Origin of the sequence: Thiohalorhabdus sp. Cl-TMA, assembly GCF_041821045.1 — a bacterium.
In the GTDB taxonomy this organism is placed as follows: Bacteria; Pseudomonadota; Gammaproteobacteria; order Thiohalorhabdales; family Thiohalorhabdaceae; genus Thiohalorhabdus; species Thiohalorhabdus methylotropha.
Map to the genome: position 1 here is coordinate 271,737 of NZ_JBGUAW010000001.1, position 24,071 is coordinate 295,807.

23 protein-coding genes are annotated in these 24,071 nt (G+C 69.1%); 17 read left to right on the forward strand and 6 right to left on the reverse strand.

Features of this window, described 5'->3' with window-relative positions:
* Positions 1-282 precede the first annotated feature (282 nt).
* The 12 genes from ACERLL_RS01240 (at position 283) to hslO (ending at position 10,463) form a co-directional block, all read left to right on the forward strand.
* A complete protein-coding gene (locus ACERLL_RS01240) occupies positions 283-561 on the forward strand; it encodes a hypothetical protein (protein ID WP_373654234.1) in 279 nt (92 codons plus the stop codon).
* Positions 562-853: 292 nt separating this feature from the next.
* Positions 854-1,525 (forward strand): ribulose-phosphate 3-epimerase, encoded by a 672-nt coding sequence (gene rpe / locus ACERLL_RS01245; protein WP_373654235.1) that lies wholly within the window; start codon positions 854-856, stop codon positions 1,523-1,525.
* A complete protein-coding gene (locus ACERLL_RS01250; RefSeq protein WP_373654236.1) occupies positions 1,525-2,238 on the forward strand; it encodes a phosphoglycolate phosphatase in 714 nt (237 codons plus the stop codon). The genes rpe and ACERLL_RS01250 overlap by 1 nt, the downstream gene beginning before the upstream one ends.
* Before the next feature lie 35 nt (positions 2,239-2,273).
* The gene (gene trpE / locus ACERLL_RS01255; RefSeq protein WP_373654237.1) at positions 2,274-3,773 is read left to right on the forward strand and encodes an anthranilate synthase component I; all 1,500 of its coding nucleotides are present in this window, start codon (positions 2,274-2,276) and stop codon (positions 3,771-3,773) included.
* Positions 3,774-3,934: 161 nt separating this feature from the next.
* Positions 3,935-4,537 (forward strand): cytochrome-c peroxidase, encoded by a 603-nt coding sequence (locus tag ACERLL_RS01260; RefSeq protein ID WP_373654238.1) that lies wholly within the window; start codon positions 3,935-3,937, stop codon positions 4,535-4,537.
* 169 nt (positions 4,538-4,706) lie between these two features.
* A complete protein-coding gene (locus tag ACERLL_RS01265; RefSeq protein ID WP_373654239.1) occupies positions 4,707-5,306 on the forward strand; it encodes an anthranilate synthase component II in 600 nt (199 codons plus the stop codon).
* A gap of 57 nt (positions 5,307-5,363) precedes the next feature.
* Positions 5,364-6,416 carry an anthranilate phosphoribosyltransferase gene (gene trpD / locus ACERLL_RS01270; RefSeq protein WP_373654240.1) on the forward strand — a complete coding sequence of 351 codons (1,053 nt, stop codon included), beginning with the start codon at positions 5,364-5,366 and terminating at the stop codon, positions 6,414-6,416.
* Positions 6,413-7,225 (forward strand): indole-3-glycerol phosphate synthase TrpC, encoded by an 813-nt coding sequence (gene trpC, locus ACERLL_RS01275; RefSeq protein ID WP_373654241.1) that lies wholly within the window; start codon positions 6,413-6,415, stop codon positions 7,223-7,225. The genes trpD and trpC overlap by 4 nt, the downstream gene beginning before the upstream one ends.
* Before the next feature lie 121 nt (positions 7,226-7,346).
* Positions 7,347-8,054, forward strand: a complete 708-nt coding sequence (locus ACERLL_RS01280) for a DUF2238 domain-containing protein (protein ID WP_373654242.1) — start codon at positions 7,347-7,349, stop codon at positions 8,052-8,054.
* A 152-nt stretch (positions 8,055-8,206) separates the two neighbouring features.
* A complete protein-coding gene (locus ACERLL_RS01285) occupies positions 8,207-8,812 on the forward strand; it encodes a beta-class carbonic anhydrase (protein WP_373654243.1) in 606 nt (201 codons plus the stop codon).
* 133 nt (positions 8,813-8,945) lie between these two features.
* Positions 8,946-9,443, forward strand: a complete 498-nt coding sequence (locus ACERLL_RS01290) for an Hsp20/alpha crystallin family protein (RefSeq protein WP_373654244.1) — start codon at positions 8,946-8,948, stop codon at positions 9,441-9,443.
* 144 nt (positions 9,444-9,587) lie between these two features.
* Positions 9,588-10,463, forward strand: coding sequence for an Hsp33 family molecular chaperone HslO (gene hslO, locus ACERLL_RS01295; protein ID WP_373654245.1), 876 nt, complete (start codon positions 9,588-9,590; stop codon positions 10,461-10,463).
* Between the two features lie 166 nt (positions 10,464-10,629).
* Here hslO and ACERLL_RS01300 read toward each other — a convergent pair whose 3' ends face one another.
* The gene (locus ACERLL_RS01300) at positions 10,630-11,811 is read right to left on the reverse strand and encodes a pyridoxal-phosphate-dependent aminotransferase family protein (protein ID WP_373654246.1); all 1,182 of its coding nucleotides are present in this window, start codon (positions 11,809-11,811) and stop codon (positions 10,630-10,632) included.
* A gap of 198 nt (positions 11,812-12,009) precedes the next feature.
* Between ACERLL_RS01300 and ACERLL_RS01305 the strand changes: the two genes are divergently transcribed.
* From ACERLL_RS01305 to glcF, 3 genes are all read left to right on the forward strand, one after another.
* Positions 12,010-13,494, forward strand: coding sequence for an FAD-linked oxidase C-terminal domain-containing protein (locus ACERLL_RS01305; protein WP_373654247.1), 1,485 nt, complete (start codon positions 12,010-12,012; stop codon positions 13,492-13,494).
* A gap of 200 nt (positions 13,495-13,694) precedes the next feature.
* Positions 13,695-14,768 (forward strand): glycolate oxidase subunit GlcE, encoded by a 1,074-nt coding sequence (gene glcE / locus ACERLL_RS01310; protein WP_373654248.1) that lies wholly within the window; start codon positions 13,695-13,697, stop codon positions 14,766-14,768.
* Between the two features lie 184 nt (positions 14,769-14,952).
* Positions 14,953-16,173, forward strand: coding sequence for a glycolate oxidase subunit GlcF (gene glcF, locus ACERLL_RS01315; protein WP_373654249.1), 1,221 nt, complete (start codon positions 14,953-14,955; stop codon positions 16,171-16,173).
* A gap of 18 nt (positions 16,174-16,191) precedes the next feature.
* Here glcF and ACERLL_RS01320 read toward each other — a convergent pair whose 3' ends face one another.
* The 3 genes from ACERLL_RS01320 to ACERLL_RS01330 form a co-directional block, all read right to left on the reverse strand.
* Complete coding sequence (locus ACERLL_RS01320; RefSeq protein ID WP_373654250.1) at positions 16,192-17,418, reverse strand: tetratricopeptide repeat protein; 1,227 nt, start codon at positions 17,416-17,418, stop codon at positions 16,192-16,194.
* Positions 17,419-17,746: 328 nt separating this feature from the next.
* Entirely contained in the window at positions 17,747-18,469 is a 723-nt protein-coding gene (locus ACERLL_RS01325; protein ID WP_373654251.1) for a BPSS1780 family membrane protein, read from the reverse strand.
* Positions 18,470-19,337: 868 nt separating this feature from the next.
* Entirely contained in the window at positions 19,338-20,276 is a 939-nt protein-coding gene (locus tag ACERLL_RS01330; RefSeq protein ID WP_373654252.1) for an isoaspartyl peptidase/L-asparaginase family protein, read from the reverse strand.
* 57 nt (positions 20,277-20,333) lie between these two features.
* Here ACERLL_RS01330 and ACERLL_RS01335 point away from each other — a divergent pair, with 57 nt between their 5' ends.
* Complete coding sequence (locus ACERLL_RS01335; RefSeq protein ID WP_373654253.1) at positions 20,334-20,534, forward strand: hypothetical protein; 201 nt, start codon at positions 20,334-20,336, stop codon at positions 20,532-20,534.
* Here the strand turns inward: ACERLL_RS01335 and ACERLL_RS01340 are convergent.
* Positions 20,531-21,259: a BPSS1780 family membrane protein gene (locus ACERLL_RS01340; RefSeq protein WP_373654254.1), complete on the reverse strand. Its 729-nt coding sequence runs from the start codon at positions 21,257-21,259 to the stop codon at positions 20,531-20,533. The two genes, ACERLL_RS01335 and ACERLL_RS01340, sit on opposite strands and share 4 nt — an antisense overlap.
* A gap of 190 nt (positions 21,260-21,449) precedes the next feature.
* On the opposite strand from ACERLL_RS01340, the gene ACERLL_RS01345 reads away from it, so the two are divergent.
* Positions 21,450-22,700 carry an MFS transporter gene (locus ACERLL_RS01345; protein ID WP_373654255.1) on the forward strand — a complete coding sequence of 417 codons (1,251 nt, stop codon included), beginning with the start codon at positions 21,450-21,452 and terminating at the stop codon, positions 22,698-22,700.
* Between the two features lie 8 nt (positions 22,701-22,708).
* Here ACERLL_RS01345 and nhaA read toward each other — a convergent pair whose 3' ends face one another.
* Entirely contained in the window at positions 22,709-24,064 is a 1,356-nt protein-coding gene (nhaA, locus tag ACERLL_RS01350; RefSeq protein WP_373654256.1) for a Na+/H+ antiporter NhaA, read from the reverse strand.
* Between the last annotated feature and the right edge of the window lie 7 nt (positions 24,065-24,071).

Sequence of the window (24,071 nt, forward strand, 5' to 3'; positions counted from 1 at the left end):
CTATTTGTTTGTCTTGCTTTGAGCCATCAATCACCAATCCCTTCCAAGGGCTTCCTTTGCCTCGGACCCCACTGGCCCAGGCATCTGGCCGGTATCCGGAAGGGCATGTGGCGCATGTGCCTAAATTACACATGGGAAAAAGCGGTGGACGGCGAGCAGGGAAACGTCTCGCCCCGCAGTTTGGGGCCAGTTCCTTTGGCCCGGTTCTTGCTTTCCAAGCCGCAGTACATCCCGGTCTGCAACCGGCGCTTTTCGGAACACCCCAGCGTAGTGGAGGTAACAATGTCTATTGGCTCTGTGCCCTCGGATCCCAATATCGCCAGGCTGATGCAGAAGCTTCAGCAGGGCGCCGCTGATGGCCCTCCCCGTGGCGCCGAGACCGAGAAAACCGAGTCCCGGAAATCGGGGGCGACGGCCTCGGATGCGGCCAGCCGTGCCAAGGAGGGAAAGGAAGCGAGCGCGGCTCCCAAGGAGGACCAGAAGGGCACTGCCCGGACCGCTTCCAAGGAGGACGAGGCGGGGCGGGAGGGCAAGTCCGGCAGGATGGACCGGTACGCCTGAGCCGGGGGTCCGAAAGCCCGTTCCGGCCCGGAAAAGATTGCCGGGGTCCTTCCTAGGGGGACCCGGGCGCCCACCCGGCGCCACGCCAGGTGCCGGGGGCGGGCTGCGTCTAAAGGGAATGCCCTTTAAGGCATAGTGGATAGCCGATTATTCGAACGCACGCTGAGCGTTCGCAAAACCCCCCGCTTCCCGGTAAAATCTGCCCCTTTCGACCCGCGAGCGAGAAATGGCCCGGCCCCGGCCGGGCAAGCCTATTCATAGAACGGAACATCGAATCGAACGGGGAAGGGTCATGGCGGATTTCAAGATTGCTCCGAGCATCCTGTCGGCGGACTTCGCGAATCTGGGTGTCGAGGTCCAGGCCGTGGAGAAGGCCGGGGCCGACTACTGCCACTTCGACGTGATGGATAACCATTACGTCCCCAACCTGACCATCGGCCCCATGGTCGCCGAGGCACTGAAGCCGGTGACCAACATGGCCCTCGATGTGCACCTGATGATCGAGCCGGTGGACGAGATCGTTCCCGAGTTCGCCAAGGCCGGGGCCAATATCATCACCTTTCACCCCGAGGCGAGCCGCCACCCTCATCGCACCATCCAGCTCATCAAGAGCCAGGGCTGCCGGGCCGGCATCTCCCTCAATCCCGGCACGCCAGTGGAGGTGCTCGACTACCTCATGGACGAGGTGGACCTGATCCTGGTCATGTCCGTGAATCCCGGCTTCGGCGGCCAGGCCTTCATCGAGTCCGCCATGGACAAGATCCGCGCCATCCGGGAGCGAATCGACAACAGCGGCCGGGATATCGAGCTGGAGGTGGACGGCGGCATCAAGGCCGACAACGTCGCCCGGGTGGCGGAGGCCGGCGCCGACGTCTTCGTCTCCGGCTCCGGGATCTTCAAGGCCGACGACTATGCCGCGCGGATGCAGGAATTCCGCAACGCCCTGAGCGGCGTGAAGCGCTGATGAGCACGGAGGAGGCAGTGGTGGGAGTCATGCCGGCACGCGGGGTACTCCTCGACCTGGACGGGACCATCCTGGAAACGGTGGGGGACCTCGCCACCGCCACCAACCGCACCCTGGCGGATTTCAAACGGGAGGCGGTGAGCGAGGAGCGGGTGCGCACCTGGATCGGCGACGGCGTCCGGGCGCTGGTCCGCTTCGCCCTGGAGGCCACGGGCGGCTGCGACGACGCCCTGCTCGATGATGCGCACGAACGCTTCATGGTCCATTACGGCGACTGCTTCGCCGACCGCAGCCACCCCTTCCCCGGGGTGGTGGAAGCCCTGGACCACCTTCGGGAATCCGGGATTTCCCTGGCCGTGGTCACCAACAAGGCCGCCGCCTTCACCGAGCCGCTCCTGGAGGCCACCGGCCTTTCCGCGCGACTCGACGTGATAATCTCCGGTGACAGCGTGGCGCGCAAGAAGCCGGATCCGGCCCCGATCCGGGCCGCCCTGGAGCGGATGGGCCTGGAGGCCGATCAGGCCGTCCTGGTGGGCGATTCCCGCAACGATGTGGAGGCGGGGCTCGCCGCGGGATGCCGGGTGGTCTGCGTCACCTACGGCTACAACCGGGGCGAGGACGTCTCCACCCTGGGCGCCCAGCGGCTCGTGGACAGCTTCTCGGCCGTCCGGGATCTCATCCAGCCGGGCGACCGCGCCGTCGAATCCGCCTGAGCACCGACACTGCCAAGGCTATCGGTAACCGCCCCATGTACACCCCCTCCCGGGAACAGTTCCGCGCCTACGCCGAGCAGGGCTACGATCGCATTCCGGTGGTGCGCGAGATCCTTTCGGACCTCGAGACCCCGGTTTCGGCCTTCCTCAAGCTGGCGGGCAAGCCGCGCTCCTTCCTGCTGGAGTCCGTGGAGGGCGGCGAGAAATGGGGGCGGTACTCCATACTCGGCCTCCCCGCCCGGGAGTGGGTGACCCTGCGCGGCGGTACCTTCACCCGCTATTTCGACGGGCGAGTGGTGGAGGAGGTGACCGAGGAGGATCCCCTGGGCCGGCTGCGGGCGTGGGTGAACGGCGTGCACGTGGCGCCGGTGGAGGGCCTGCCGCGCTTCGCCGGCGGGGCCGTGGGCTACTTCAGCTACGATACGGTGCGCTACATCGAGGCCATCCCGGAGGCCAACCCGGATCCCCTGGGCATGGCCGACGCCTTTCTGGTGCGGACCGAGCAGCTGCTGGTGTTCGACAATCTCACCGGCAAGCTGCAGCTGATCCAGCCCGCCGACCCCGGGGATGATCCGGAGGCCGCCTACGTGGGGGCCTGCGAGCAGATCGAGGCGAGCGTGGCCGCCCTGCGGCGTCCCCTGCCCGAGCGCTCCATGCCCTCGCCGATGGCCATGCGGGAGAGCGATTTTCACCACCACACCAGCCGGGCCGATTTCGAGGCGGGCGTCGAGCGCGCCAAGGAGTACATCCGGGCGGGAGACATCATGCAGGTGGTGCTCTCGCAGCGCTTCTCGGTGCCCTTCTCCGCACCGCCCTTCGACGTCTATCGCGCCTTGCGGACCCTGAACCCCAGCCCCTACATGTATTTCCTGGATACCGGCGAGGCCCAGATCGTCGGCAGCTCCCCGGAGATCCTGGTGCGCCTGGAGGGCGGGCGGGTAACGGTTCGGCCCATCGCCGGCACCCGGCGCCGGGGCCGGTCCGAGGAGGAGGACCGCTACCTGGAGCAGGAGCTGCTCGCCGACCCCAAGGAACGGGCCGAGCATCTGATGCTGCTGGACTTGGCGCGCAACGACGTGGGCCGGGTTTCGGTCACCGGGACCGTGGCGGTTGACGATCCCTTCTCCGTGGAGCGGTACTCCCACGTCATGCACATGGAATCCAACGTGGCCGGCCACATCCGTCCCGATTGCGACGCTTTCGATGCCCTGCGGGCGGCGCTTCCGGCGGGGACCCTGTCCGGGGCCCCCAAGGTACGGGCCATGGAGATCATCGAGGAGCTCGAGGGTCTGCGGCGCGGGGTATACGGCGGCGCCGTGGGCCACATCAGCCACGCATCCCACCAGATGGATACCGCCATCGCCATCCGCACGGCCGTGATCAAGGACGGCTGGTTCCATGTGCAGAGCGGCGCGGGCATCGTGGCCGACTCCGACCCGGCCACGGAATACGAGGAGACCATGAGCAAGAGCCGGGCCCTGTTCCGGGCGGCGGCCATGGCCGCCCAGGGCCTGGAGACCCCTTCCGCCCCGTAGGCTGAAGCGCCCGCGGGGATTTCCCCGCCTACAGCACTTGGCGCCGCAGTCCTTTTCCGAGCAATATCCGGAACCTGATCGGAGCCCTGCGCCCCGTTCGGGGTTGGGAAGCCCCGAGTATGCGCCCCTCCAAACGGGGCTGATAGCCAGGGGAGACCGCCATGCGCAATCCCGATCCGAAGCCCGGACGACGCCGCTTTCTGGGCATTGCTGTGCGAGGGAGGGGGGCCTGGCCGGTGCAGCGGTGGGCCGTGCCCTCGGCGCGGAGTCCGTGGTGCCCACCGGCGCGAAGAGCTCCTTGCCGGTGCCCGATTCCACGGCACGCTAGCCAGACGGCTTTGCTACCGTTCGCCAGGGGAACCACGGTGGCCCCCCGGGAGATCACTATGCGGCACGTGGCCAAGGCCATCGCCGCCTACGAGCGGACCCTGGTGGCCGGGAATTCGCCTTTCGACCGTTGGTGGTTCGAACAGGGCTACGATGGCCGGTTCGCCGCTACCCTGGAAAAAGCGGACATCGGCGCCTTCAAGACCCCCACCCTGCGCAACGTGGCCGCCACCGGGCCGTACATGCACGACGGCAGCATGGCGACCCTGATGGAGGTGGTGGAGTTCTATAACCAGGGTGGCAACGACAATCCCTATCTGGACCGCCGGATCCGGCCCCTGGGGCTCACCGAGCAACAGAAGGAGGACCTGGTGGCCTTCCTGCGCGCCCTCACCAGCCCCCGCTTCCGGGAAGCGGCCGCCGAGAATGGCTTTTGAGCCCGCCCTGCCCGCCTGGACTTCCAGGCACCCCCGCCGTCCACGGTCGTGATACCATTTTATGCCTCCGCCCGGTTTCTTCCCTCCCCGCCGGCAAGGGAGGGCGAGCGGGGGCGGGTCCCCGGCCTTCCCGGGCCGGGCCCCGGCAACCCAGGAGGTCAGGGCCGCCATGATCTTGATGATCGATAACTACGATTCCTTCACCTACAACCTCGTCCAGTACCTCGGCGAGCTGGGCGCGGAGGTGCGGGTGCACCGCAACGACGCCATCGGCGTGGCCGACATCGCGGATATGGCCCCGGACGGCATCGTCATTTCCCCGGGCCCCTGCTCGCCCAGCGAGGCGGGGATCTCGGTGGAGACGGTGAAGGCCTACGCCGGCCGGATCCCCATCCTCGGCGTGTGCCTGGGTCACCAGTCCATCGCCGCGGCCTACGGCGGCGACGTGGTGCGCGCCGACGAGGTCATGCACGGCAAGACCTCGGAGATCCTCCACGAGGACACCGGGGTGTTCACCGGCCTGCCCAATCCCTTCGAGGCCACCCGCTACCACAGCCTGATCGTGGAACGGGCCACCCTGCCCGCGGAGCTGGCGGTTCATGCCTGGACCGAGGACGGCATCATCATGGGCCTTCGCCACCGCGAGCTGGATGTGGAGGGGGTGCAGTTCCACCCGGAATCCATTCTCACCGGTTACGGCAAAGACCTGCTGGCCAACTTCCTGGCTCGGACCGGCCACCCGGCCGCAGCCCGGCCGGTGGAGGCCTAGCGCCGGCGAAGGCGCGGAGGGTCCGCCCCGGAATTCCCGCAGACGGAGAGTATGTGTATGCCCCGCGAAATGGAGCTGGCAGCCCGCACCAAATCGGCCATCGCCCGCCTGGTTGAGCGTGAGGACCTGCCCCGGGCGGACATGGAAGCGGTGATGCGCGAGATCATGAGCGGCCAGGCGGCGCCGGAGGAGATTGCCGGCTTCCTGACCGCGCTGCGCATGAAGGGCGAGACGGTGGACGAGATCACCGGCGCGGTTTCGGTGATGCGGGAGTTCGCCACGCGCATCGAGGTGGACCGCCCCCATTTGGTGGACACCTGCGGGACCGGCGGCGATCTGCAGGGCACCTTCAACATCTCCACCACGAGCGCCTTCGTGGCCGCCGGCGCCGGGGCCACCGTTGCCAAGCACGGCAACCGCTCGGTGTCCTCCAAGTCGGGTAGCGCCGACGTGCTCATGGCCCTGGGCGTGGACCTGGATATCCAGACCGAGGAAGTGGCCCGGGCCATCGAGGAAGTGGGCATCGGCTTCCTGTTCGCACCCCGCCACCACGGCGCCATGAAATACGCCGTAGGGCCACGCCAGGCGCTGGGCGTCCGGACCCTGTTCAATGTGCTCGGGCCGCTGGCCAACCCGGCGCTCGCCCCCAACCAAGTGCTGGGCGTGTTCGACAGCGCGTGGCTGGAGCCGCTGGCCCAGGTGCTTCGGGAGCTGGGCAGCCACCACGTGCTGGTGGTCCACGCCGACGACGGCATGGACGAGCTCTCCACCCTCGGCCCCACCCGCATGGCGGAGCTCTTCGACGGCGACATCCTCCACCACGACGTGGATCCGGAGCAGTTCGGCCTCGAACGGCCCGATCCCGCCGCCCTGCGGGCCGGGGATGCCGAGGAGAACGCCGCTATCCTGCGCGGCGTGCTCGCGGGGGAAGGCGGGCCGCAACGGGACATCGTGCTCCTGAACGCCGGCGCTGCGGTGTACGCCAGCGGCGTGACCGCCAGCCTGGAGGAGGGCGTGGAGGCGGCCGCCCGCTCCATCGACAGCGGCGCGGCCAAGGGCAAGCTGGATCAGCTGGCCGACTTCACCCAAGCGGCTCGGAAAGCGGAATGAGCGGCAGCGGACGCGCCACCATCCTGGAGGAGATCCTGGGCCGCAAGGCGGAGGAGCTGGCCGAGCGCCGCGCCGCCCTCCCCGAGCCTGAGCTGCGGGAGCGGCTGGCCGCGGGAGATGCCCCGCCTCTGCGGGATTTCATGGGGGCGTTGCAGGCCAAGGAGCGCCAGGCCCGACCGGCGGTGATCGCCGAGGTGAAGCGGGCCAGCCCCTCGGCGGGCGTGATCCGCACCGACTTCGACCCCGTCGCCATCGGCACCGCCTATGCCCGGGGCGGGGCCGCCGCCCTTTCCGTGCTCACGGACCGCGATTTCTTTGGCGGCAGCGACGACTACCTGCGCCAGGCCCGCGAGGCCAGCGGCCTGCCCGCCCTGCGCAAGGACTTCACCATCGATCCCTACCAGGTGAGCGAGGCCCGCCTGCTGGGCGCGGACTGTGTGCTGCTCATCGTCGCCGCCCTGGACGACGATACCCTGGCCGCCTGCCTGGACCGCGCCGCCGAAGAGGGCATCGCCGCCCTGGTGGAGGTCCATGACGCCGCCGAGCTCGACCGGGCCCTGGGCCTGGGCGCCGAGCTGGTGGGCGTGAATAACCGCGATCTGCATACCTTCGAGACCCGGCTGGCCACCAGCCTGGAGCTGGCCGACCGTGCTCCGGAAGGCATCACCCTGGTGGCCGAGAGCGGCATCCACAGCCGTTCCGACATCGACCAGCTCCGGTCCGCCGGCATTCCCGCCTTCCTGGTGGGGGAGTGGTTCATGCGCGCCCCCGATCCCGGAGTTGCCCTGGCCGAGCTCCTAACCGGCTGAGCCTGCCGGGCTATCCCCCTCCCCGACGCCGTTTTCGCGCCGGGCTCCCGGGTAGTAGCGGCCGCCGGACCGTGGTGTCATGAGGGCGTTGGTTGCCGTTGGAAGAGTCCCGGAGGCGCCGATGAACACCACGCGCGGTCCCTGGAGTCGGTTCAAGGCCCGCTGGGCCGGGTGGGAATGGCCGGAGCGCCTGCAGTTCCTGATCGCCCTGCTGCTGCAGCTCGCCCTGCTGGGCGTCTTCTTCGGCGCCCTGGAGGAGGAGCGCTGGCTGGTGGCCTTCACCGCCTTGGTGGTCCTGGTGCTCACCTACCTGCCCGCCGTCATCGAGCGTCAGCTGGCCATCCAGCTCCCCATCGAGTTCACCCTGGCCACCTGCCTGTTCCTGTACGCCGCCTTCGGCCTGGGGGAGGTCCAGCGGTTCTATCACCGCTTCTGGTGGTGGGACCTCCTGCTGCACAGCGTTTCCGCCCTGGTCATGGGCATCATCGGCTTCCTGCTGGTCTACACCTTCCACCAGACCCGCCGGGTGGTGCTGCCGCCCCTCTATTTCGCCTTTACCGCCTTCGGCTTCGCCGTGACCCTCGGCACCCTGTGGGAGATCTTCGAGTTCCTCATGGACTGGGGATTCGGCTTCAACATGCAGAAGTCGGGGCTCCCCGACACCATGACCGACCTCATGGTCGACGTGGGCGGCGCGGCCGTGGCCGCCTGGATCGGCTTCCACTACGTCCGCGACGGCGATTCCCTGGTGGCGGATCGCCTGCTGCGCCGCCTCGTGGCGAAGAACCCGCGCCTGTTCCGGCAGGATTCGGACTCCGAGCCCGCCTAATACCGCTCCCCTTTCGGCTCCCGCCGCGCGGTGCCTCCCTCCCGATCCTGGATGGTAGAAACCCTGATGGGTCTGTGGGAAAGGGCGCCGTATGCTGGTACGGAAAGAAGGGCCGGACCCGACCGTTCTTCCCCGTTTCGAAGGAGCATGCCATGACCCTCAAGCATCAGCTCGAAAGCGAGTTCCGGCAGCAGAGCAACTGGTCCCTCCGCCGCCAGATGGGAATTCCCAACAACCGCCGCCTCTGGGTATGCGCCTGCATGGACGAGCGGCTGCCCGTGGACGAGGCCCTGGGCATCCGGGGTGACCATGGCGACGCCCACGTCTTCCGCAACGCCGGCGGCATCATCACCGACGATGCCATCCGCTCGGCCATGCTCACCTGCAACTTCTTCGGAACGGAGGAGATCGTAATCATCAACCACACCGAATGCGGCATGATGTCGGCGCACACCGAGACCCTCCTGCAGGCCTTCAAGGACATGGGCATGGACACGGATGGTGTCCAGGTGGATCCCGCTACCCCGGAGCTCAAGCTGGAACAGGGGGCGTTCGGCAAGTGGATCCGCATGTTCGATAGCCACTCGGTGGACGACATCTGCGCGCAGCAGATGGAGTACGTGCGCGGCCATCCGTTGATTCCCGACCACGTCACCGTGAGCGGCTGGATCTGGGAGGTGGAGACCGGCCACCTCCGCCCGCCCCATCAGCGCCTTTCCGAGCGGGTCAACAGCGCAAGGGAGATGGGTGCCAAGTAGCCGGCGGCGGCGCCACCGCCTTTTAGGGAGTCCCTTTAGGGGGCTTCCCGGGGGTTGTCTTCGCAAGGTCTGGACCTTAATTCGAGAGTACACAGGGTCGAGACGACGGCCACAACTGTAAGGAGGATGTGCCATGGCGGAAGGACAGCAGCAGGGTCAACAAGAGGTACAGCGTGTCCCTTCCCGGGGGATGACCCCCTTCGATGAAATGGAACGGATGTTCGAGGAGCTCATGCCGCGCGGCTGGATGCGGCCCTTCCGCGGCGGCTGGCCCCGCCTCGGTGAGATGGAGGCCTTCGAGGGCCGCTGGCCGCGGGTGGATGTGCAGGACCAAGAGAGCGAAATCCTGGTGCGCGCGGAGCTGCCCGGGGTGAAGAAGGACGACCTGGACGTGTCCCTCTCCGAGCACACGGTAACCATCAAGGCCACCAGCCGCCGGGAGGAAGAGGAAGGCGAGCGGGAGGGCGAATACTATCGCCGCGAGATCTCCACCGGCGCCTTCTCCCGGACCGTGGCCCTGCCGTCCGAGGTGGACAGCGATAACGCCAAGGCGAAGTTCGAGGACGGCATCCTGGAGCTGACCCTGCCCAAGCGTGAGCAGGCCAAGCGGCGCCACATCACCGTGGAATAGCCGCCACGCCCCGCGGCAGCTCGGCATGCGCCCGGCGGGCCCGGCCCGCCGGGCGCTTCGCGTGCCGGCCCGGAAGATCGACCCCCGGTTCCATGTGGGGGAAAATGGGGACTTCCCATTCACCGGCCCGTCGTAGAAGGCACTATGCACGATACCCTCAACCGCTTCATGTTCGACAACACCAACGTCCGGGGCCGGCACGTGGCCCTGGACGCCACCTGGAAGGCGGCCCTGGAGAACACCGACTACCCGGCGCCGGTGCGTGAGGTGCTGGGCGAGCTCATGGCCGCCTCGGTGCTGCTCATCGGAACCCTGAAGTTCCGGGGCACCCTGAAGGTGGAAGCGCGCGGCGACGGCCCGCTGTCCCTCGTGGTGGTCCAGGCCTCCAGCGAGAAAACCGTCCGGGGTCTGGCCCGCTGGCAGGGCCCGGTGCCCGCCGACGGCGGCCTGGAGGAGCGCATGGGCGAGAGCGGTTACCTGGTGCTGACGCTGGAGCCGGCCGACGAGGGGCAGATGTATCAGGGCATCGTGGGCCTGGAAGGGGGCAGCGTGGCCGCGGCCCTGGAAGAGTACTTCGTTCGCTCCGAGCAGCTCCCCACCCGCATCTGGCTGGCCACCGACGACGGCCAGGCTGGCGGTCTGCTCCTGCAGCGCATGCCCGACCAGGCCGAGCAGGATCCGGATGCCTGGGACCGGACCGTGCATCTCGCCAGCACCCTAACCGACCGGGAGCTCCTGGGGCTGCCCACCAACGACCTGCTCTATCGGCTCTTCCACGAGGAGGAGGTCCGGGTCTTCGACCCCGAGTACGTGAACTTCCGCTGCGGCTGCTCCCGGGAGAAGGTGGCGGGCATGCTGCGCGGTCTGGGGCGCCGGGAGGTCCAGGAGACCCTGGAACAGGAGGGCGAGGTGCGGGTGAACTGCGATTTTTGCGGCAAGGCCTACGTCTTCGATGCCGTGGACGCCGAGCAGCTGTTCGCCAACATGCCCCCCTCCGAAGGCTCCGATTCCCAACACTGAGGGTCGAAAGCGCGGGCTGCCGAAGCCGTCCGCGGCGGCCCGCGCTCCTCCGGAAATGCCCCTCGGGCTCGGGCGATGCCCGGGATCGCCAAGTGCCCCGCATGTTCGGGCCCGAAACAGAAAAGGCGGCCCGGAGGCCGCCTTTTTCGATGGCATGGCGTCCGGCTCAGCCGAGCTTGGCCATGGCCGCGGAAACCGCCTTGCCGGTGGTGATGTCGGCGCCCATGTCCGACAGCACGCCCTCCAGCGCGCCCAGGCAGTTGAGCACGTTGGTGGGGTTGGCGGAGTGGCCCATGAGGCCGATGCGCCAGATCTTGCCGGCCATGGAGCCGAGCCCAGCGCCGATCTCCAGGTTGTACTGCTCCAGCAGGCGGGAGCGCACCGCCGCTTCGTCCACGCCGTCCGGGACGGTCACGGAGTTGAGCTGCGGCAGGCGGTAGGGCTCCTCCACGAAGAAGGACAGCCCCATGGCCTCGATGCCGGCCTTCAGGGCCTGGTGCATGCGCTGGTGCCGGTCCCAGGCGTTCTCCAGCCCCTCCTCCTGGAGGATGGTCAAGGCCTCATGGAGCGCGTAGAGGGGGTTGATGGGCGCGGTGTGGTGGTAGGCACGCTTGCCCCCGCCGCTGCCCCAATAGCCCATCACCAGGTTGAGGTCAAGGAACCAGCTCTGCACCTTGGTGGACCGCGCCTCGATGGCGTCCACGGCGCGCTGGCTGAAGGTCACCGGGGATATGCCGGGGACGCAGGACAGGCACTTCTGGGTGCCGCTGTAGACGGCGTCCACGTCCCACTCGTCCACCTTGAGCGGGGAGCCGCCCAGGGAGGTGACCGTGTCCATGATGGTCAGGCAGTCATGGTCCCGGGCCAGCTTGGCCAGCGCGGCGGCGTCGGACTGGGCGCCGGTGGAGGTCTCGGCGTGGACGAAGGCCAGTATCTTGGCCTCGGGGTGCTCCTTGAGCGCCGCCTCGGCGCGATCCGGATTCACCGGGGCACCCCATTCCTCCTCCACCATCACCGGTGTGCCGCCGCAGCGCTCCACGTTCTCCTTCATGCGCTCGCCGAACACGCCGTTCTTGCACACCACGACGGTGTCGCCCGGCTCCACCAGGTTGGCGAAGCACATCTCCATGCCCGCCGAGCCGGGGGCGGAGACCGGGAAGGTCAGGGGGTTCTCGGTCTGGAAGGCATACTGCAGCAGGCCCTTCACCTCTTCCATCATGCCCACGAAGACCGGGTCGAGGTGGCCGATGGTGGGGCGGGACAGGGCCTCCAGGATGCGCGGATGGACATCCGAGGGTCCGGGTCCCATCAGGGTGCGTTCCGGCGGGTGGAAGGAATTAGCAGTCATGGGGAATGCCTTGTGTAGTCGTTTGCTTGGCTCGGAAAATGGGAATGATTTTAAAGTTGCCCATGAAACCGGAGCAAGCTGGGGGCGCGCCCCATCTTGCATGGTTCATAAAAAGACGGTATCAGATCCACCCGGCTGTTCATGGTTCGGGTGGTGGATTATACTTGACCTCCCCTCTGAGGAATACGTGCGTCTCCAATGCCCCGAACCGCCGAAGCCCCGGAATCCGCCGAGATAGATCTCCTGGCCCGTCGCTTCCGGCGTTTTCTGCCCCCGGAAGCGGTGATCACGGAGGAGGAAGAGCTGCGTCCCTACGAGTGCGACGGGCTCTCCGCCTACCGGCAGCTGCCCATGGTGGTGGTGATCCCCGAGACGCACGACCAGGTCAGCCAGGTGCTCGCCGTGTGCAGCGAGCTCCGGGTGCCGGTGGTGGCCCGCGGGGCGGGAACCAGCCTGTCCGGCGGCGCCATGCCCCTGGAGCGGGGCGTGCTCCTTTCCCTGGCCAAGTTCAACCGCATCCTGGAAGTGGACCCGGATAACCGCTGCGCCCGCGTGGAGCCGGGGGTCCGCAATCTGGCCGTGTCCCAGGCTGCCCAGCCCCACGGGCTGTTCTACGCCCCCGACCCCTCCTCCCAGATCGCCTGCACCATCGGCGGTAACGTGGCGGAGAACTCCGGGGGGGTGCATTGTCTGAAATACGGACTCACTGTGCACAACGTCCTCGGCCTCCGGGTGCTCACCATGGAGGGCGAATGGCTGGAGCTGGGCGGCAAGGGCCCGGACGGCCCCGGCTACGACCTGCTGGCCCTGATGAACGGCTCGGAAGGCATGCTCGGCCTGGTGATGGAGGCCACCGTGCGCCTCACGCCGGTGCCGGAGCGGGAGCAGGTCCTGCTGGCCGCCTTCGACGACCTGGAGGCCGCCGGCCAGGCGGTGGCGGACGTCATCGCCGAAGGGGTGCTGCCGGCGGGGCTGGAGATGATGGACAATCCGGCCATCCGCGCCGCCGAGGACTACGTACGGGCCGGCTACCCCACCGATGCGGCCGCCATCCTCCTGTGCGAGCTGGACGGCACCAACCGCGAGGTCTCCGAGGAAGTGGCGCGGGTGCGCGAAATCCTCAACCGCGCGGGGGCCACCGAGGTACGGACGGCGGAGACCCCGGAGCAGGCCGCCACCTTCTGGTCGGGGCGCAAGGCCGCTTTCCCGGCCACTGGCCGCCTGGCGCCGGACTACTACTGCATCGACGGCACCATTCCCCGCAAGCACCTGGGCGAGGTGCTCACCCGCATCGGCGAGATCTGCCGCGAGCACGGCCTGCAGGCGGCCAATGTCTTCCACGCGGGGGACGGCAACCTCCATCCCCTGGTCCTCTACGACGCCAACAAGGAGGGGGACCTGGAACGGGCGGAGGTCGCCGGACTGCGAATCCTGCAGCTGTGCGTGGAGAAGGGTGGCACCATCACCGGCGAGCACGGCGTGGGCGTGGAGAAGCTCGACGCCATGTGCGGCCAGTTCGCCGGGCCGGAGCTGGAGCAGTTCCATGCGATCAAGGCGGCCTTCGACCCTCAGGGGCTCCTCAACCCCGGCAAGGCGGTGCCCAGCCTCAAGCGCTGCGCCGAGTACGGCGGCATGCACGTACACCGGGGCGAGCTGCCCTTCCCGGAGCTGCCGCGGTTCTGAAAAACGGCTTATGTAACCGCCAAGGACGCCAATACCGCCGAGAAAAACGACCCAAAGACGGCAAGGCACCAGGAAGCCAAGCACGGAAACGGCAATTATGGACAGATTTTTCTGTGTTTTCCTTAGGTGTCTTGGCTTCTTGGCGTTTTTTCCCGCCATTCATGGCGCGCTTGGCGGTTCAAAAACCGATACGGTGAATCATGCCCGAGATCCCCGAAAACGACCGCACCGAGGAGCTCCAGGCCGCCGTGCGCGCCGCCCTGGCCGACCGGGAGCCCCTGGCCGTTCGCGGCGGCGGCACCAAGGCCTTCTACGGTCGAGCGGGCACCGGCCAGCCGCTAGAAGTGAGTGGCCACTCCGGGATAGTGAACTACGATCCCACCGAGCTCGTGGTCACCGTGCGCTCGGGAACCCGGCTCGCCGACCTGGAGGCCCTGCTGGCCGAGCACGGTCAGCAGCTCGCCTGTGAGCCGCCGCATTTCGGGACGGCGGCCACTGTAGGTGGCATGGTGGCCGCCGGTCTGGCCGGGCCGAGGCGGCCCTGGGGTGGCGCGGTGCGGGACGCCGTGCTCGGCGCGCGGCTGCTGAACGGCTCCGGCGAGGTGCTGCGCTTCGGCGGCGAGGTCATGAAGAACGTCGCCGGCTACGATCTGTCGCGGCTGATGGCCGGCTCCCTGGGGACCCTCGGCGTGCTCCTGGAGGTCTCCCTGAAGGTCCTTCCCCGGCCGGCCATGGTCTGCACCCGGGTGCTGGAGCTGGACGGCCGGGAGGCCCTGGAGCGCCTCGCCCCATGGGGCCGTCAGCCTCTGCCCGTCACCGGCGCCGCCCATCTCGACGGCCGGCTGTACCTGCGTCTGGCGGGCAACGAGGCGGCGGTGACCGAGGCCGGGGAGCGTCTGGGCGGCGAGGAGCCGGCGGACGGCACCGGTTTCTGGATGGATCTGCGCGAGCAGCGACTGCCCTTCTTCGCCGGGGAAACACCCCTGTGGCGGCTGAGCGTTCCCCCGGCCGCACCCCTCGGCGAAGGCCGGGAGCCCTTATTGATCGATTGGGGCGGTGCCCAGCGCTGGCTGCGCAGCGAGGCGCCGGCGGAGACCATCCGGGAGGCGGCGGGGGAGGCCGGCGGCCACGCCGTCCTGTTCCGGGGTGGGGACCGTACCGGCGAGGTATTCGCGCCGCTGAGCGGTCCGCTGATGACCGTCCACCGCAACCTCAAGCGGTCCCTGGATCCGCACGGACTGTTCAATCCGGGCCGGATGTACGGCTGGCTCTAGCGAAACGCCAAGTACGCCAAGAGAAAAGACCTGAAAATCCCAGGGCGCCAAGAAGCCAAGGTCAGGGAAGAAGCAGCGAGCCCATAATTCTCATTTTGCCTTTGCTTGGCTTCTTGGCGTTTTCTCCCGCCGTTCTTGGCGCGCTTGGTGTCCTTGGCGGTTAATTATAAACAGGCCTCTTCCCATGCAGACCAATATCCTCGAAGAGCTGCAGGAGACCGTGGAGGGCGCGGAGGCCGAGCGCATACTCCGCAACTGCGTGCACTGCGGCTTCTGCAACGCCACCTGCCCCACCTACCAGCTCCTCGGTGACGAGCTGGACGGCCCGCGCGGGCGCATCTACCTGATGAAGGACATGCTCGAGGGCGGCGAGGTGAGCAAACGCACCCAGCGGCACCTGGACCGCTGCCTAACCTGCCGCAACTGCGAGACCACCTGTCCCTCGGGGGTGGAGTACGGCAAGCTCGTGGATATCGGCCGCGAGATGGTGGAGCAGCGGGTGAAGCGGCCCTGGCACGAGCGCCTGTTCCGGGGGGTGCTGCGCCGGGTGCTGCCCGAGCCCGGCCGCTTCGGGCCGCTGCTGCACACCGGGCAGGCGGTGCGGCCGCTCCTGCCTGCCGCCCTGAAGGCGAAGGTGCCGGAGCGGGTCGAGGCGCCCGCCTGGCCCGAGCCGCGCCACGCGCGGCGGATGCTGGTCCTGGAGGGCTGCGTGCAGCCCGCCCTGTCGCCCCAGATCAATGCCCGGGCGGCCCGCGTGCTGGACCGCCTGGGCATCTCCCTGGTGACGGCGGCGGGGGCGGGGTGCTGCGGCGCCGTGGATCAGCACCTGGGAGCCCCGGATACGGCGGCCGACCGCATGCGCGCCAACATCGACGCCTGGTGGCCCCATGTGGAGGCCGGGGCCGAGGCCGTGGTAATGACCGCCAGCGGCTGCGGGGCGCTGGTGCGCGAGTATGCCTACCACCTCCGCGACGATCCCGAGTACGCGGAGCGGGCCGCCCGGATCAGCGCGCTCACCCGGGATCTGGGCGAGATCCTGGCCGACGAGGACCTCACCCCCCTTCAGCCCGCCGGGCCGGGCCGCATCGCCTTCCAGTGCCCCTGCACCCTGCAGCATGCCCAGGGCCTGAACGGGGTGGTGGAGGGGGTCCTGCGGCGCCTCGGGGTGGAATTGGCCCCGGTCGACGAGCCCCATCTCTGCTGCGGCTCCGCGGGTACCTACTCCATCCTGCAGCCGGAGCTGGCCGGCTCCCTGCGTGCGCGCAAGCTCGCCACTCTCACCGCCGGCGATCCGGAGGCCATCCTCACCGCCAACATCGGCTGCCTCCATCATCTGGCCGCCGGCTCCGACCGTCCCGTCCGCCATTGGGTGGAATGGGTCGACGCGGCCCTGGACGGCAACTGACTCGGCGCGCCGGGGTGCTCAGGACGCCTCCGCAAGCCCGCTGAGCAGCGTCCGTGCCTCCGCGGCCGCGGGGTGGTCGGGATAGCGCCGCAGCAGGGACGCCAGCGTCCTGCGGGCCCGTTCCCCTTGCCGGAAATCCTCCTTGAGGATACGCCCCGAGAGCAGCACCACGGCGGGCACGTCCGGATGGTCCGGGTAGCGGTGGCTGAAACGGTTCATCAGCCGCAGGGCCAGCCGGGGGCGTCCCGCCGTGCGGGCGGCCAGGGCCAGGGGGTGCACCTGCTCGGGACGGCTGGGGCGGAAGGCCGGGTCCCGGTTGAGGCCGTCCTGGGCCACCTCCAGGGCCCGCTCCTCGCGCCCGGCCCGCAGCAATGCCGTAATGAAGGCGCGGCTTCCCGCCAGGAACGGGCCGTCCTGCTCCAGGGCCCGCAGCACGCCGTAGAGCCGCTCCCATCGATTCAGGTCCTCGGGGGCTTCCAGGACCTCCTCCCGCAACAGGCGGGCCGCCTCGGTCAGGCGGTTCTCCCGCACCAGCTCGGCCACCCGCTCGCGGCGCACGGGCTCCGCCTTCGCGGGCGGAGTCGGCAGCACGGCGGGCCGGCCGACGGCGGGATAGCCCAGCCCGCGGGCCCACACCGCGCCGAGCCCGCCGGCTGCGCGGAAGAGGAACAGCATACCGTAGCCGGCCCAGAACCCGCCCCCGGCCAGCAGGGCCCACAGGGGCAGCGGCTCGGCGAGCGCGGCCCCCGCCCCGCCGGCGACGAGCAGGAGCAGGACGGCCACCGGGGCCCAATAGGGGCGGCCGAGGAGTCGGATGGTGCGCCCCAGCAGCACCGGATGCAGCCCGGCGAGCAGGGCGGAAAAAAGACGCCGCTCCCGACCGGTCACCAGGATGACGGCTGGCAGGAGGGCGGCCATCATCGGCAGGAACAGGCCCAGCACCACCGGCCTGGTAAGGACCAGCAGGGTCAGGCCCAGGGCCCCGTAGGCCATGAGCGTCCCCAACAGGGCAACGGTCCGGACCAGCGCCGGACCGTCCGGACGCAGGGTGGGGCGCGGCGCGGGAGCCATGCCGAGGACGGTCTGGTCCAGGAGGCGGAACCCGAAATGGAGGAGGGTCACGGCCATGAGCAGGCCCACTGCCGGGCCGCCGGCGGGGATGACGGTGGCCGGGGCCAGGGCGGCGGATCCCGCCAGCAAGGCCAGGGGCCGGGGCCGGAACGGGAAGGTTAGCAGCCGCAGCATCCCCTCGCCCCGGGTCGGTCCCTGCGCCTCCGGGGGCTCCGGTGTTTCCCGCCGGCAGGGGCAATGTGGCGGGTCATCGGTCAGGCAGCGATCGCAAAGCGGCCGTCGGCATGCGGAGCAGTACCGCTCCGCCGGCTGCTCCGTGTGGTTGGTGCAGCGGTCCGTGCGCATCGGGTCCCCCCCTTTACTTGGTACCCGAGGTTTTCCAGCTACCCTAGAGGTAAGCCCTGTAGTGGGCAAGACCTCTGCGGGTCAGCGGGTTTCACTTCCCACCGGCCTGTGGACAACTTTGTGGAGGAATACGGTATCGCCGTGGTGGCTCCGGCGCTCAAGCGGAGTGCCCGGCCTCGGTACCAGGGGGCCCGGGGAAGATCTCCGTGAAGGCGGCGTAGGTCGCGGCGATCCCCACCGGGCCGAGCACCAGGAACCCCAGTCCGAAGGGGATGGCGGCCGGTACGGCCAACAGAGCGTAGACCAGACCGAACAGCGCGATGGGGAGCAGGTTGCGTGCGGCGGCCCGTAGGCTGGTCCCCAGGGCGGCCGGGATTCCGAGGGCGGCGAAGACCACCAGCGGAGCGGCGAAGTAGAAGGCCAGCACGGCAACCAGTCCAAGCACGAGGACGAGCAGGCCACCAAGGCCGCTCTCCAGGGCAAAGGGCGCCTCGTGGGCGGGGGCTCCCGGGGCGGGAAGGGCATCCGCCATGCTCAGATAGAGCGCGGCCAGCAGGAAGGTGGTGGCCAGGGCGAGGCCCCCGAGAAGCAATAGCGGAAGCCGGGTCCGGGAATCGGTCAGGCCGGCGAACAGGTGGTCGAGGCGCACCGGGTCGCCGCGGGCGCCGGATTGCGCCCCGAGCAGCAGGCCGGCGCCCAGGGCCGGGGTCAGTACCGTGCCCAGCAGCCCGCCCAGCACCGGTACCAGGTTCAGGACCAGTAGCAGCACCACGTACAGCAGGATGAGGGCAATCCATTGGGCCGGCTGGGCGCGGAAATTGCGCCACCCGGCGCCAAACCAGGAAAAGGCCCGGCCAATGCCGATTCGTTGCGGTTCCATGAAGCTTCCCTTTTCGCCCGCTTCGGAAACGCGGGCGGCGGTCCGGTTTTCGGTGCCGCCGTATTGTACGCGGATCCTGGGGCGATGAGGACGGTTGGTGCGGGTAGGCCCGGCCCCTGACGGGCGTGGCTATCCCCTACGGGGTGGGACGGATGATTCCGGGCTTTCCCGGATGAGTGATAGGAGGAGGCCCGAGTCGTTTTTTCCCCACAGAGCTTGTGGAAAACTTTGTGGAATATCCCGGGAAAGCATTCCTGAAGCCCCGGCAGGTGGGCGCTCCGGCGGATTGGCTCAATTTCTAGGCATAAAAATATCACTTTAATAACAGTATCTTATGTTTCCGCTCCAGGCTCGGTCCGGATCCTGCGGCCGGAGGAATAAGTGAATACTCGCTTGTGGATGGGTGAATGGGCGGGGCCCGTACCGGCGGTCCCCCTAGGCGGACGAGACAGCGGGGCACGGGCCTGCCCGGACCTCGGTACCCGAAAGGGGAGCGCCGGACGGCCCGCCCGTGCAGCGTCCGGGGACCCAGTGACTGGTGTGGCCTCCCTGCGGGCTGCGGGAGCCGGTTGGAAGCGTACGCCGGGGAAACCCGCAGCGCGACAGGGGGGAATCCGGAGTATCCGTTTCCCCACAGGTCCTGTGGAAAACCTTGTGGAAACTCCCGGGATAGTGCCCCTGAAGCCGCATCCGGATGGCGCCGGGGCGGTTTGGATCAGTTTGTAGGCATTATATTTATTTTTTAAAAACAGTTATTTGTGTGCATGTAACTGAATCGCAATGAATTGCCGGGGAGCCTGGCTAAGTGAATGCTCGCTTGTGGATGGGTGCATGCGCGGGGGAGCGCGAAGCTTGCTATGGGGAGGGCCTACGCCCCGTCTTCGCCGCCGACCTTCAGGGCGCCGTGGATGCCCTCCACCCCGGAGCGCACCACGGCGTGGGGCATGTGCTTGGACCGGTGGTCGACACAGGGAGCCCCGTTGCCGTCGATGCCGATCAGCCCCGCCTCCGAGCCCAGTTCCCGGCCCAGCTCGTCCAGCACCTCGGAGAGGGCGGCTTCCAGCGGCATGCCTGCAGCGACCCGGCAGGTGACGGCGCGCGCCGTGCCGTGCCGCATCATCAGCTCACCGTGGCCGGTGGCGGCCACCGCGCAATGGGCATCGGCGAAATGGCCCGCCCCGGGCAGGGGAGCGTCCCCCACCCGCCCGGGGAGCTTGAGGGCGATGCCGCCCGTGGAGGTGGCGCATGCCAGGGCGCCCTGGCTGTCCAGGGCCACGGCGCCCACGGTGTCACCGCCCAGGTCGGGGTGGTCCCGCAGCAGTCCGGGGAGCCGGCCGAACTCCTCCGGGGCGTCGTCCATGCGGGCGCGGAGCCGGTTCCAGCGGTTCCGGGCGGCGGAGGTGATCGGATCGTAGTCGGGATAGCCCAGGCTCCGGGCGAGGCGCAGGGCCGCCGGGCCCGCGAGCAGGACGTGGTCGGTGTGCTCCATGATCGACCGGGCCACCCGCACCGGGCTGCGCACCCGGGTGAGCGCGGCGACGTTGCCCGCGGCGAGGGTCGGGCCCCACATGACCCCGGCATCCATCTCTGCCTCACCCGTCAGGTTCAGTGTGGATCCGGTCCCGGCGTTGAAAAGCGGGTCGTCCTCGAGGACGCCGACGGCGGAGATCACCGCCTCCAGGGCGGAGCTGCCCTCCGCCAGCCGCTTGCCGCCGTTCTCCGCCGCCGTGCGGACGCCGAAGGTGAGCTCCCGCTCACGTTCCGGAGGCCAGCTTCCGGCCCCGCCGTGGACAATGATGGCGTACATGGACACCTCCGGTGACGAGATGCTCGGGAACGTGCATCGTGGAGGAAGGCATGGCCGATGCACGGAGCCGCCATCCCCGTGGGCAATCTCTGGATCTGGCTCGCCTCGGCGGCCTTCGCCGCCCTCCTGGCCTGGCTGGCCGCCCGCCGGGGCGGGAACCCCGTCCTGTGGGGCGGCTTGGGCTTCTTCTTCGGGCCGCTCGCCCTGCCCTTCGTCTTCCTGGCCACCGGACGGGGCCGGCGCCCCGGCAAGGGCTAATCGGCCGGCGCGGGCTCGGGGAAGATCTCCCGGTATCCCTGATAGGCAGCGGCCGCCCCCACCGGCAGGAGCACGAGGAAGCCGAGGCCAACGGGAATCATGGCAATGAATCCCAGGATCAGATAGAGCACCAGGAACAGCAGCACCGGGGCGAGATTCCGGATGCTGGCCATGAAGCTCTGGCGCATGGCCGTTGCCGGGTCCATATCCTGGAAGGTTACCAGGGGGATGGCGAAGAGTAGCGCGAAAGTCACCAGCAGGGCCACCAGGACGGCGCCGATGATCCCGCCCAGCGAGGCGGAGGCCGCCGGCATGGCACCCCCGGTCTGCGGAGTGCCGGTGCCCGCGCCGCCCGGGGCGATCTCGCCGGTGCTGGTGTAGACCAGGATCAGGCCGGCCAGCAGGGTCCCGGCCAGGGCCACCGCGCCCAGAACCAGGAGCGGCCCGCGGGTGTCCCCGTTGGACAGGCCTCGGAACAGCATGCCCGCGCGCACCTCCTCCGCGCCCCGGGCCGCCCGCGCCATGACCAGGAAGCCCGCCAGCAGCCCGGGACCGATCATGGCCCCGACGATGGGGCCCAGCAGGGGGAGGAAGTTCAGGACCAGCATGATGAGCAGGTAGCCCACGGCGGCCAGCACCCAGGAGCCCATCGCCTCCCGGAAGGCGGACCACCCTTCGGCGTACCAGCCGAATCCCCGGCTCGCTGCAACGCGGTTAATCGCCATGACGCCTCCCTTTCGTCCTCGCTCCCGGGGCGGGGCGAGGGACTGAATTGCGGGGGCGTGTCCGAGCCCCCTACTGGCAACGTACGGTCCGGCGCAATGCGGCGTCAATTGACCCGGCCGGCGATGTCCGGGAAGCCCCTTTTCTGTACAATCCGGAGCCCGTTCCGTCCGGGCTCTCGGGGGCACCTTCTTGGAATATCTGCACTTCGTCCGCGGCCATGCCCGCTTCCTCGCCTTCGGCCTGGTGGCCGTGGCCCTGTCCGGATTCGGACAGACCTACTTCATCTCCCTGTTCGGCGGACAGATCCGCGCGGCCTATGCCCTGAGCCACGGGGACTTCGGCCTGCTGTACTCGGCGGCTACGCTGGGAAGCGGGGTGCTCCTTCTGTGGGCGGGCCAGCAGCTGGATCGCCTGGATCTGCGAGTGTTCGCGGTGCTCGTGGTGCTGGGCGTCGCCTCGGGGAGCCTGCTCATGGCGGCGGCGGGCTCGGTGGCGGCCGTCGGCGGGGCCATGTTCCTGCTCCGGTTCGCCGGACAGGGGCTCATGACCCACATGGCCTTCACCACCATGGGCCGCTATTTCGAGGCGGGACGGGGCAAGGCGGTGAGCATTGCCGGCATGGGGCTGCCCCTGGGCGAGGCGGTACTGCCCTCCGCGGCGGTGGCCGTGACCGCCGCCCTGGGCTGGCGGGGCACCTGGAGCCTCGCGGCCGTCCTGCTGGCCGGCGGCGCCCTGCCCCTGCTCCTGTGGCTGCTGCGCGGCCACGGCACGCGCCGCAGTGCCCTGGAGGAACGGCAGGCGGGCCGGGACGGCGGCGGGGAGCCGGAGCGCGCCCAGTGGACCCGGGGGCAGGTGCTGCGCGATCCACGCTTCTATCTGATCCTGCCGGCGGTGCTGGCGGCGCCCTTCATCGTTACCGCGCTGTTCTTCCACCAGGTCCACCTGGCCGCGGCCAAGGGCTGGACCCTGGCCTGGCTGGCCACAAGCTTCGTGGGCTTCGCCGCCACCCACGTGCTCGGGCTGCTGTTCTTCGGGCCCGTGGTGGATCGTTTCGGTGCCCGTCGCCTGCTTCCTGTGTTCCTGCTGCCCATGGCCGTCGGGCTGGGGGTGCTGGCGGGCTTCGATCACTTCGCCGCGGCCCCCGTCTACCTGACCCTCACCGGGTTATCCATGGGCGCTACGGGCACCTTGCTTGGCGCCCTGTGGCCGGAGCTCTACGGCGTGGCCCATCTGGGCGCCATCCGGGCGGTGGTGCAGTCGGCCATGGTGCTGTCCACCGCCGCCTCGCCCGCCGCCGTGGGGGTGCTGATCGACGCGGGGGTCAGCATGGAGGCGGTGGCCCTGCTGCTGCTCGCCTATATCGCCGGCGCCCTGCTCCTGGCCCTGCTCGGACTGCGGCTGGGCGACAGCCGCGCGGCCCGGGCCCGGGCGGGCCCGTAGGCCGGCGGTCAGGCCGGTCGAGGGCGTCCGGGCACCAGGGCGAGCCACAGCAGCCCGCCCAGGCCCGCCACCAGGGAGGCGGCCAGGATGCCGGTCTTGGCGAGGACGATGGTCTCCTCCATGCCCGCGAAGCCCAGATTGGCGATGAAGATGGACATGGTGAAGCCGATCCCGCCGAGCAGGCCCACGCCGATGATGTGGGCCGGTCCGGTGCCCGTGGGCAGCTGACCGATGCCCAGCCGGGCGGCCAGCAGGGCGCTGCCGGCGATGCCGACGGTCTTGCCCAGCACCAGGCCCAGGATGATGCCCAGGGTCACCGGCTGGGTGAGTACCGTGCCCAACTGCTCCGGATGGAGGGGGACGCCGGCGTTGGCGAAGGCGAAGATCGGAATCACCAGCAGTGCCACGGGCAGGTGGAAGAGGTGCTCCAGGCGCTGCAGGGGGGTTTCCACCTTGTGGACGCCGTTTTCCAGGGTCTGGACCAGGGCGCGCTGGTCGGGGTTGTGGATCAGGCTGTAACCGGGGCTCGTCTTGCGATCGAAGCGGTCCATGAGCTCGCGTACCAGCTTGCTGAAGGTGCGGGGGTCGAACTTGGGACGCGCCGGAATGGTCCAGGCGGTGAGGATGCCCGCCAGGGTGGCGTGGACGCCGGATTCCAGCATGGCCAGCCACAGCAGCCCGCCCACGAGGAAATAGGGCAGCGGCCGGCGGATGCCGAACAGGTTGAAGGCCACCAGCACGGCCAGCCACAGCGCCGCCCAGCCCAGGGCGCCGAGGACAATGTTCTCGGTGTAGAACAGGGCGATCACCACCACCGCGCCCAGGTCGTCGACGATGGCCAGGGCCACCAGGAAGGTGAACAGCGCCTTGGGGATGCGGGAGCCCAGCAGGACCATCACCCCCACGGCGAAGGCGATGTCCGTGGCCATGGGGATCGCCCAGCCCGCGGCCATGGGTCCCGAGGGGTTGAGGGCGACGTACAGCGCCGCCGGCACCACCATGCCGCCGATGGCCGCCACGATGGGCAGGGCGGCCTGGCGCAGGGAGGCGAGCTCGCCCACCAGGATCTCGCGCTTGATCTCCAGCCCCACCACGAAGAAGAACAGGGCCATGAGGCCATCGTTGATCCAGTGGTGCAGGGTGTGGTCCAGAACCCACGGTCCCAGGCTGATGGCGATATGGGTGTGCAGCAGCTCCTGGTAGAAATGGGCCACCACGCTGTTGGCGGCCACCAGCGCCAGCAGGGTGGTGGCGATGAGCAGCAGGCCGCTCGTGGTCTGTTGGTGTATGAACTCCTCGAACGGGGTGGCGATGCGCTCGAAGGTGGGCTCGAGCGGGGCCTGGAAATCCCCCTCTCTATTCATCTCGGCT

What these genes read in the sequence shown, in the direction of transcription:
- ACERLL_RS01240 (WP_373654234.1), top strand. Translation starts at nt 283, where the DNA reads ATGTCTATTGGCTCTGTGCCCTCGGATCCCAATATCGCCAGGCTGATG.
- rpe (WP_373654235.1), top strand. Translation starts at nt 854, where the DNA reads ATGGCGGATTTCAAGATTGCTCCGAGCATCCTGTCGGCGGACTTCGCG.
- ACERLL_RS01250 (WP_373654236.1), top strand. Translation starts at nt 1,525, where the DNA reads ATGAGCACGGAGGAGGCAGTGGTGGGAGTCATGCCGGCACGCGGGGTA.
- trpE (WP_373654237.1), top strand. Translation starts at nt 2,274, where the DNA reads ATGTACACCCCCTCCCGGGAACAGTTCCGCGCCTACGCCGAGCAGGGC.
- ACERLL_RS01260 (WP_373654238.1), top strand. Translation starts at nt 3,935, where the DNA reads ATGCGCAATCCCGATCCGAAGCCCGGACGACGCCGCTTTCTGGGCATT.
- ACERLL_RS01265 (WP_373654239.1), top strand. Translation starts at nt 4,707, where the DNA reads ATGATCTTGATGATCGATAACTACGATTCCTTCACCTACAACCTCGTC.
- trpD (WP_373654240.1), top strand. Translation starts at nt 5,364, where the DNA reads ATGCCCCGCGAAATGGAGCTGGCAGCCCGCACCAAATCGGCCATCGCC.
- trpC (WP_373654241.1), top strand. Translation starts at nt 6,413, where the DNA reads ATGAGCGGCAGCGGACGCGCCACCATCCTGGAGGAGATCCTGGGCCGC.
- ACERLL_RS01280 (WP_373654242.1), top strand. Translation starts at nt 7,347, where the DNA reads ATGAACACCACGCGCGGTCCCTGGAGTCGGTTCAAGGCCCGCTGGGCC.
- ACERLL_RS01285 (WP_373654243.1), top strand. Translation starts at nt 8,207, where the DNA reads ATGACCCTCAAGCATCAGCTCGAAAGCGAGTTCCGGCAGCAGAGCAAC.
- ACERLL_RS01290 (WP_373654244.1), top strand. Translation starts at nt 8,946, where the DNA reads ATGGCGGAAGGACAGCAGCAGGGTCAACAAGAGGTACAGCGTGTCCCT.
- hslO (WP_373654245.1), top strand. Translation starts at nt 9,588, where the DNA reads ATGCACGATACCCTCAACCGCTTCATGTTCGACAACACCAACGTCCGG.
- ACERLL_RS01300 (WP_373654246.1), bottom strand. Translation starts at nt 11,811, where the DNA reads ATGACTGCTAATTCCTTCCACCCGCCGGAACGCACCCTGATGGGACCC.
- ACERLL_RS01305 (WP_373654247.1), top strand. Translation starts at nt 12,010, where the DNA reads ATGCCCCGAACCGCCGAAGCCCCGGAATCCGCCGAGATAGATCTCCTG.
- glcE (WP_373654248.1), top strand. Translation starts at nt 13,695, where the DNA reads ATGCCCGAGATCCCCGAAAACGACCGCACCGAGGAGCTCCAGGCCGCC.
- glcF (WP_373654249.1), top strand. Translation starts at nt 14,953, where the DNA reads ATGCAGACCAATATCCTCGAAGAGCTGCAGGAGACCGTGGAGGGCGCG.
- ACERLL_RS01320 (WP_373654250.1), bottom strand. Translation starts at nt 17,418, where the DNA reads ATGCTGCGGCTGCTAACCTTCCCGTTCCGGCCCCGGCCCCTGGCCTTG.
- ACERLL_RS01325 (WP_373654251.1), bottom strand. Translation starts at nt 18,469, where the DNA reads ATGGAACCGCAACGAATCGGCATTGGCCGGGCCTTTTCCTGGTTTGGC.
- ACERLL_RS01330 (WP_373654252.1), bottom strand. Translation starts at nt 20,276, where the DNA reads ATGTACGCCATCATTGTCCACGGCGGGGCCGGAAGCTGGCCTCCGGAA.
- ACERLL_RS01335 (WP_373654253.1), top strand. Translation starts at nt 20,334, where the DNA reads ATGCACGGAGCCGCCATCCCCGTGGGCAATCTCTGGATCTGGCTCGCC.
- ACERLL_RS01340 (WP_373654254.1), bottom strand. Translation starts at nt 21,259, where the DNA reads ATGGCGATTAACCGCGTTGCAGCGAGCCGGGGATTCGGCTGGTACGCC.
- nhaA (WP_373654256.1), bottom strand. Translation starts at nt 24,064, where the DNA reads ATGAATAGAGAGGGGGATTTCCAGGCCCCGCTCGAGCCCACCTTCGAG.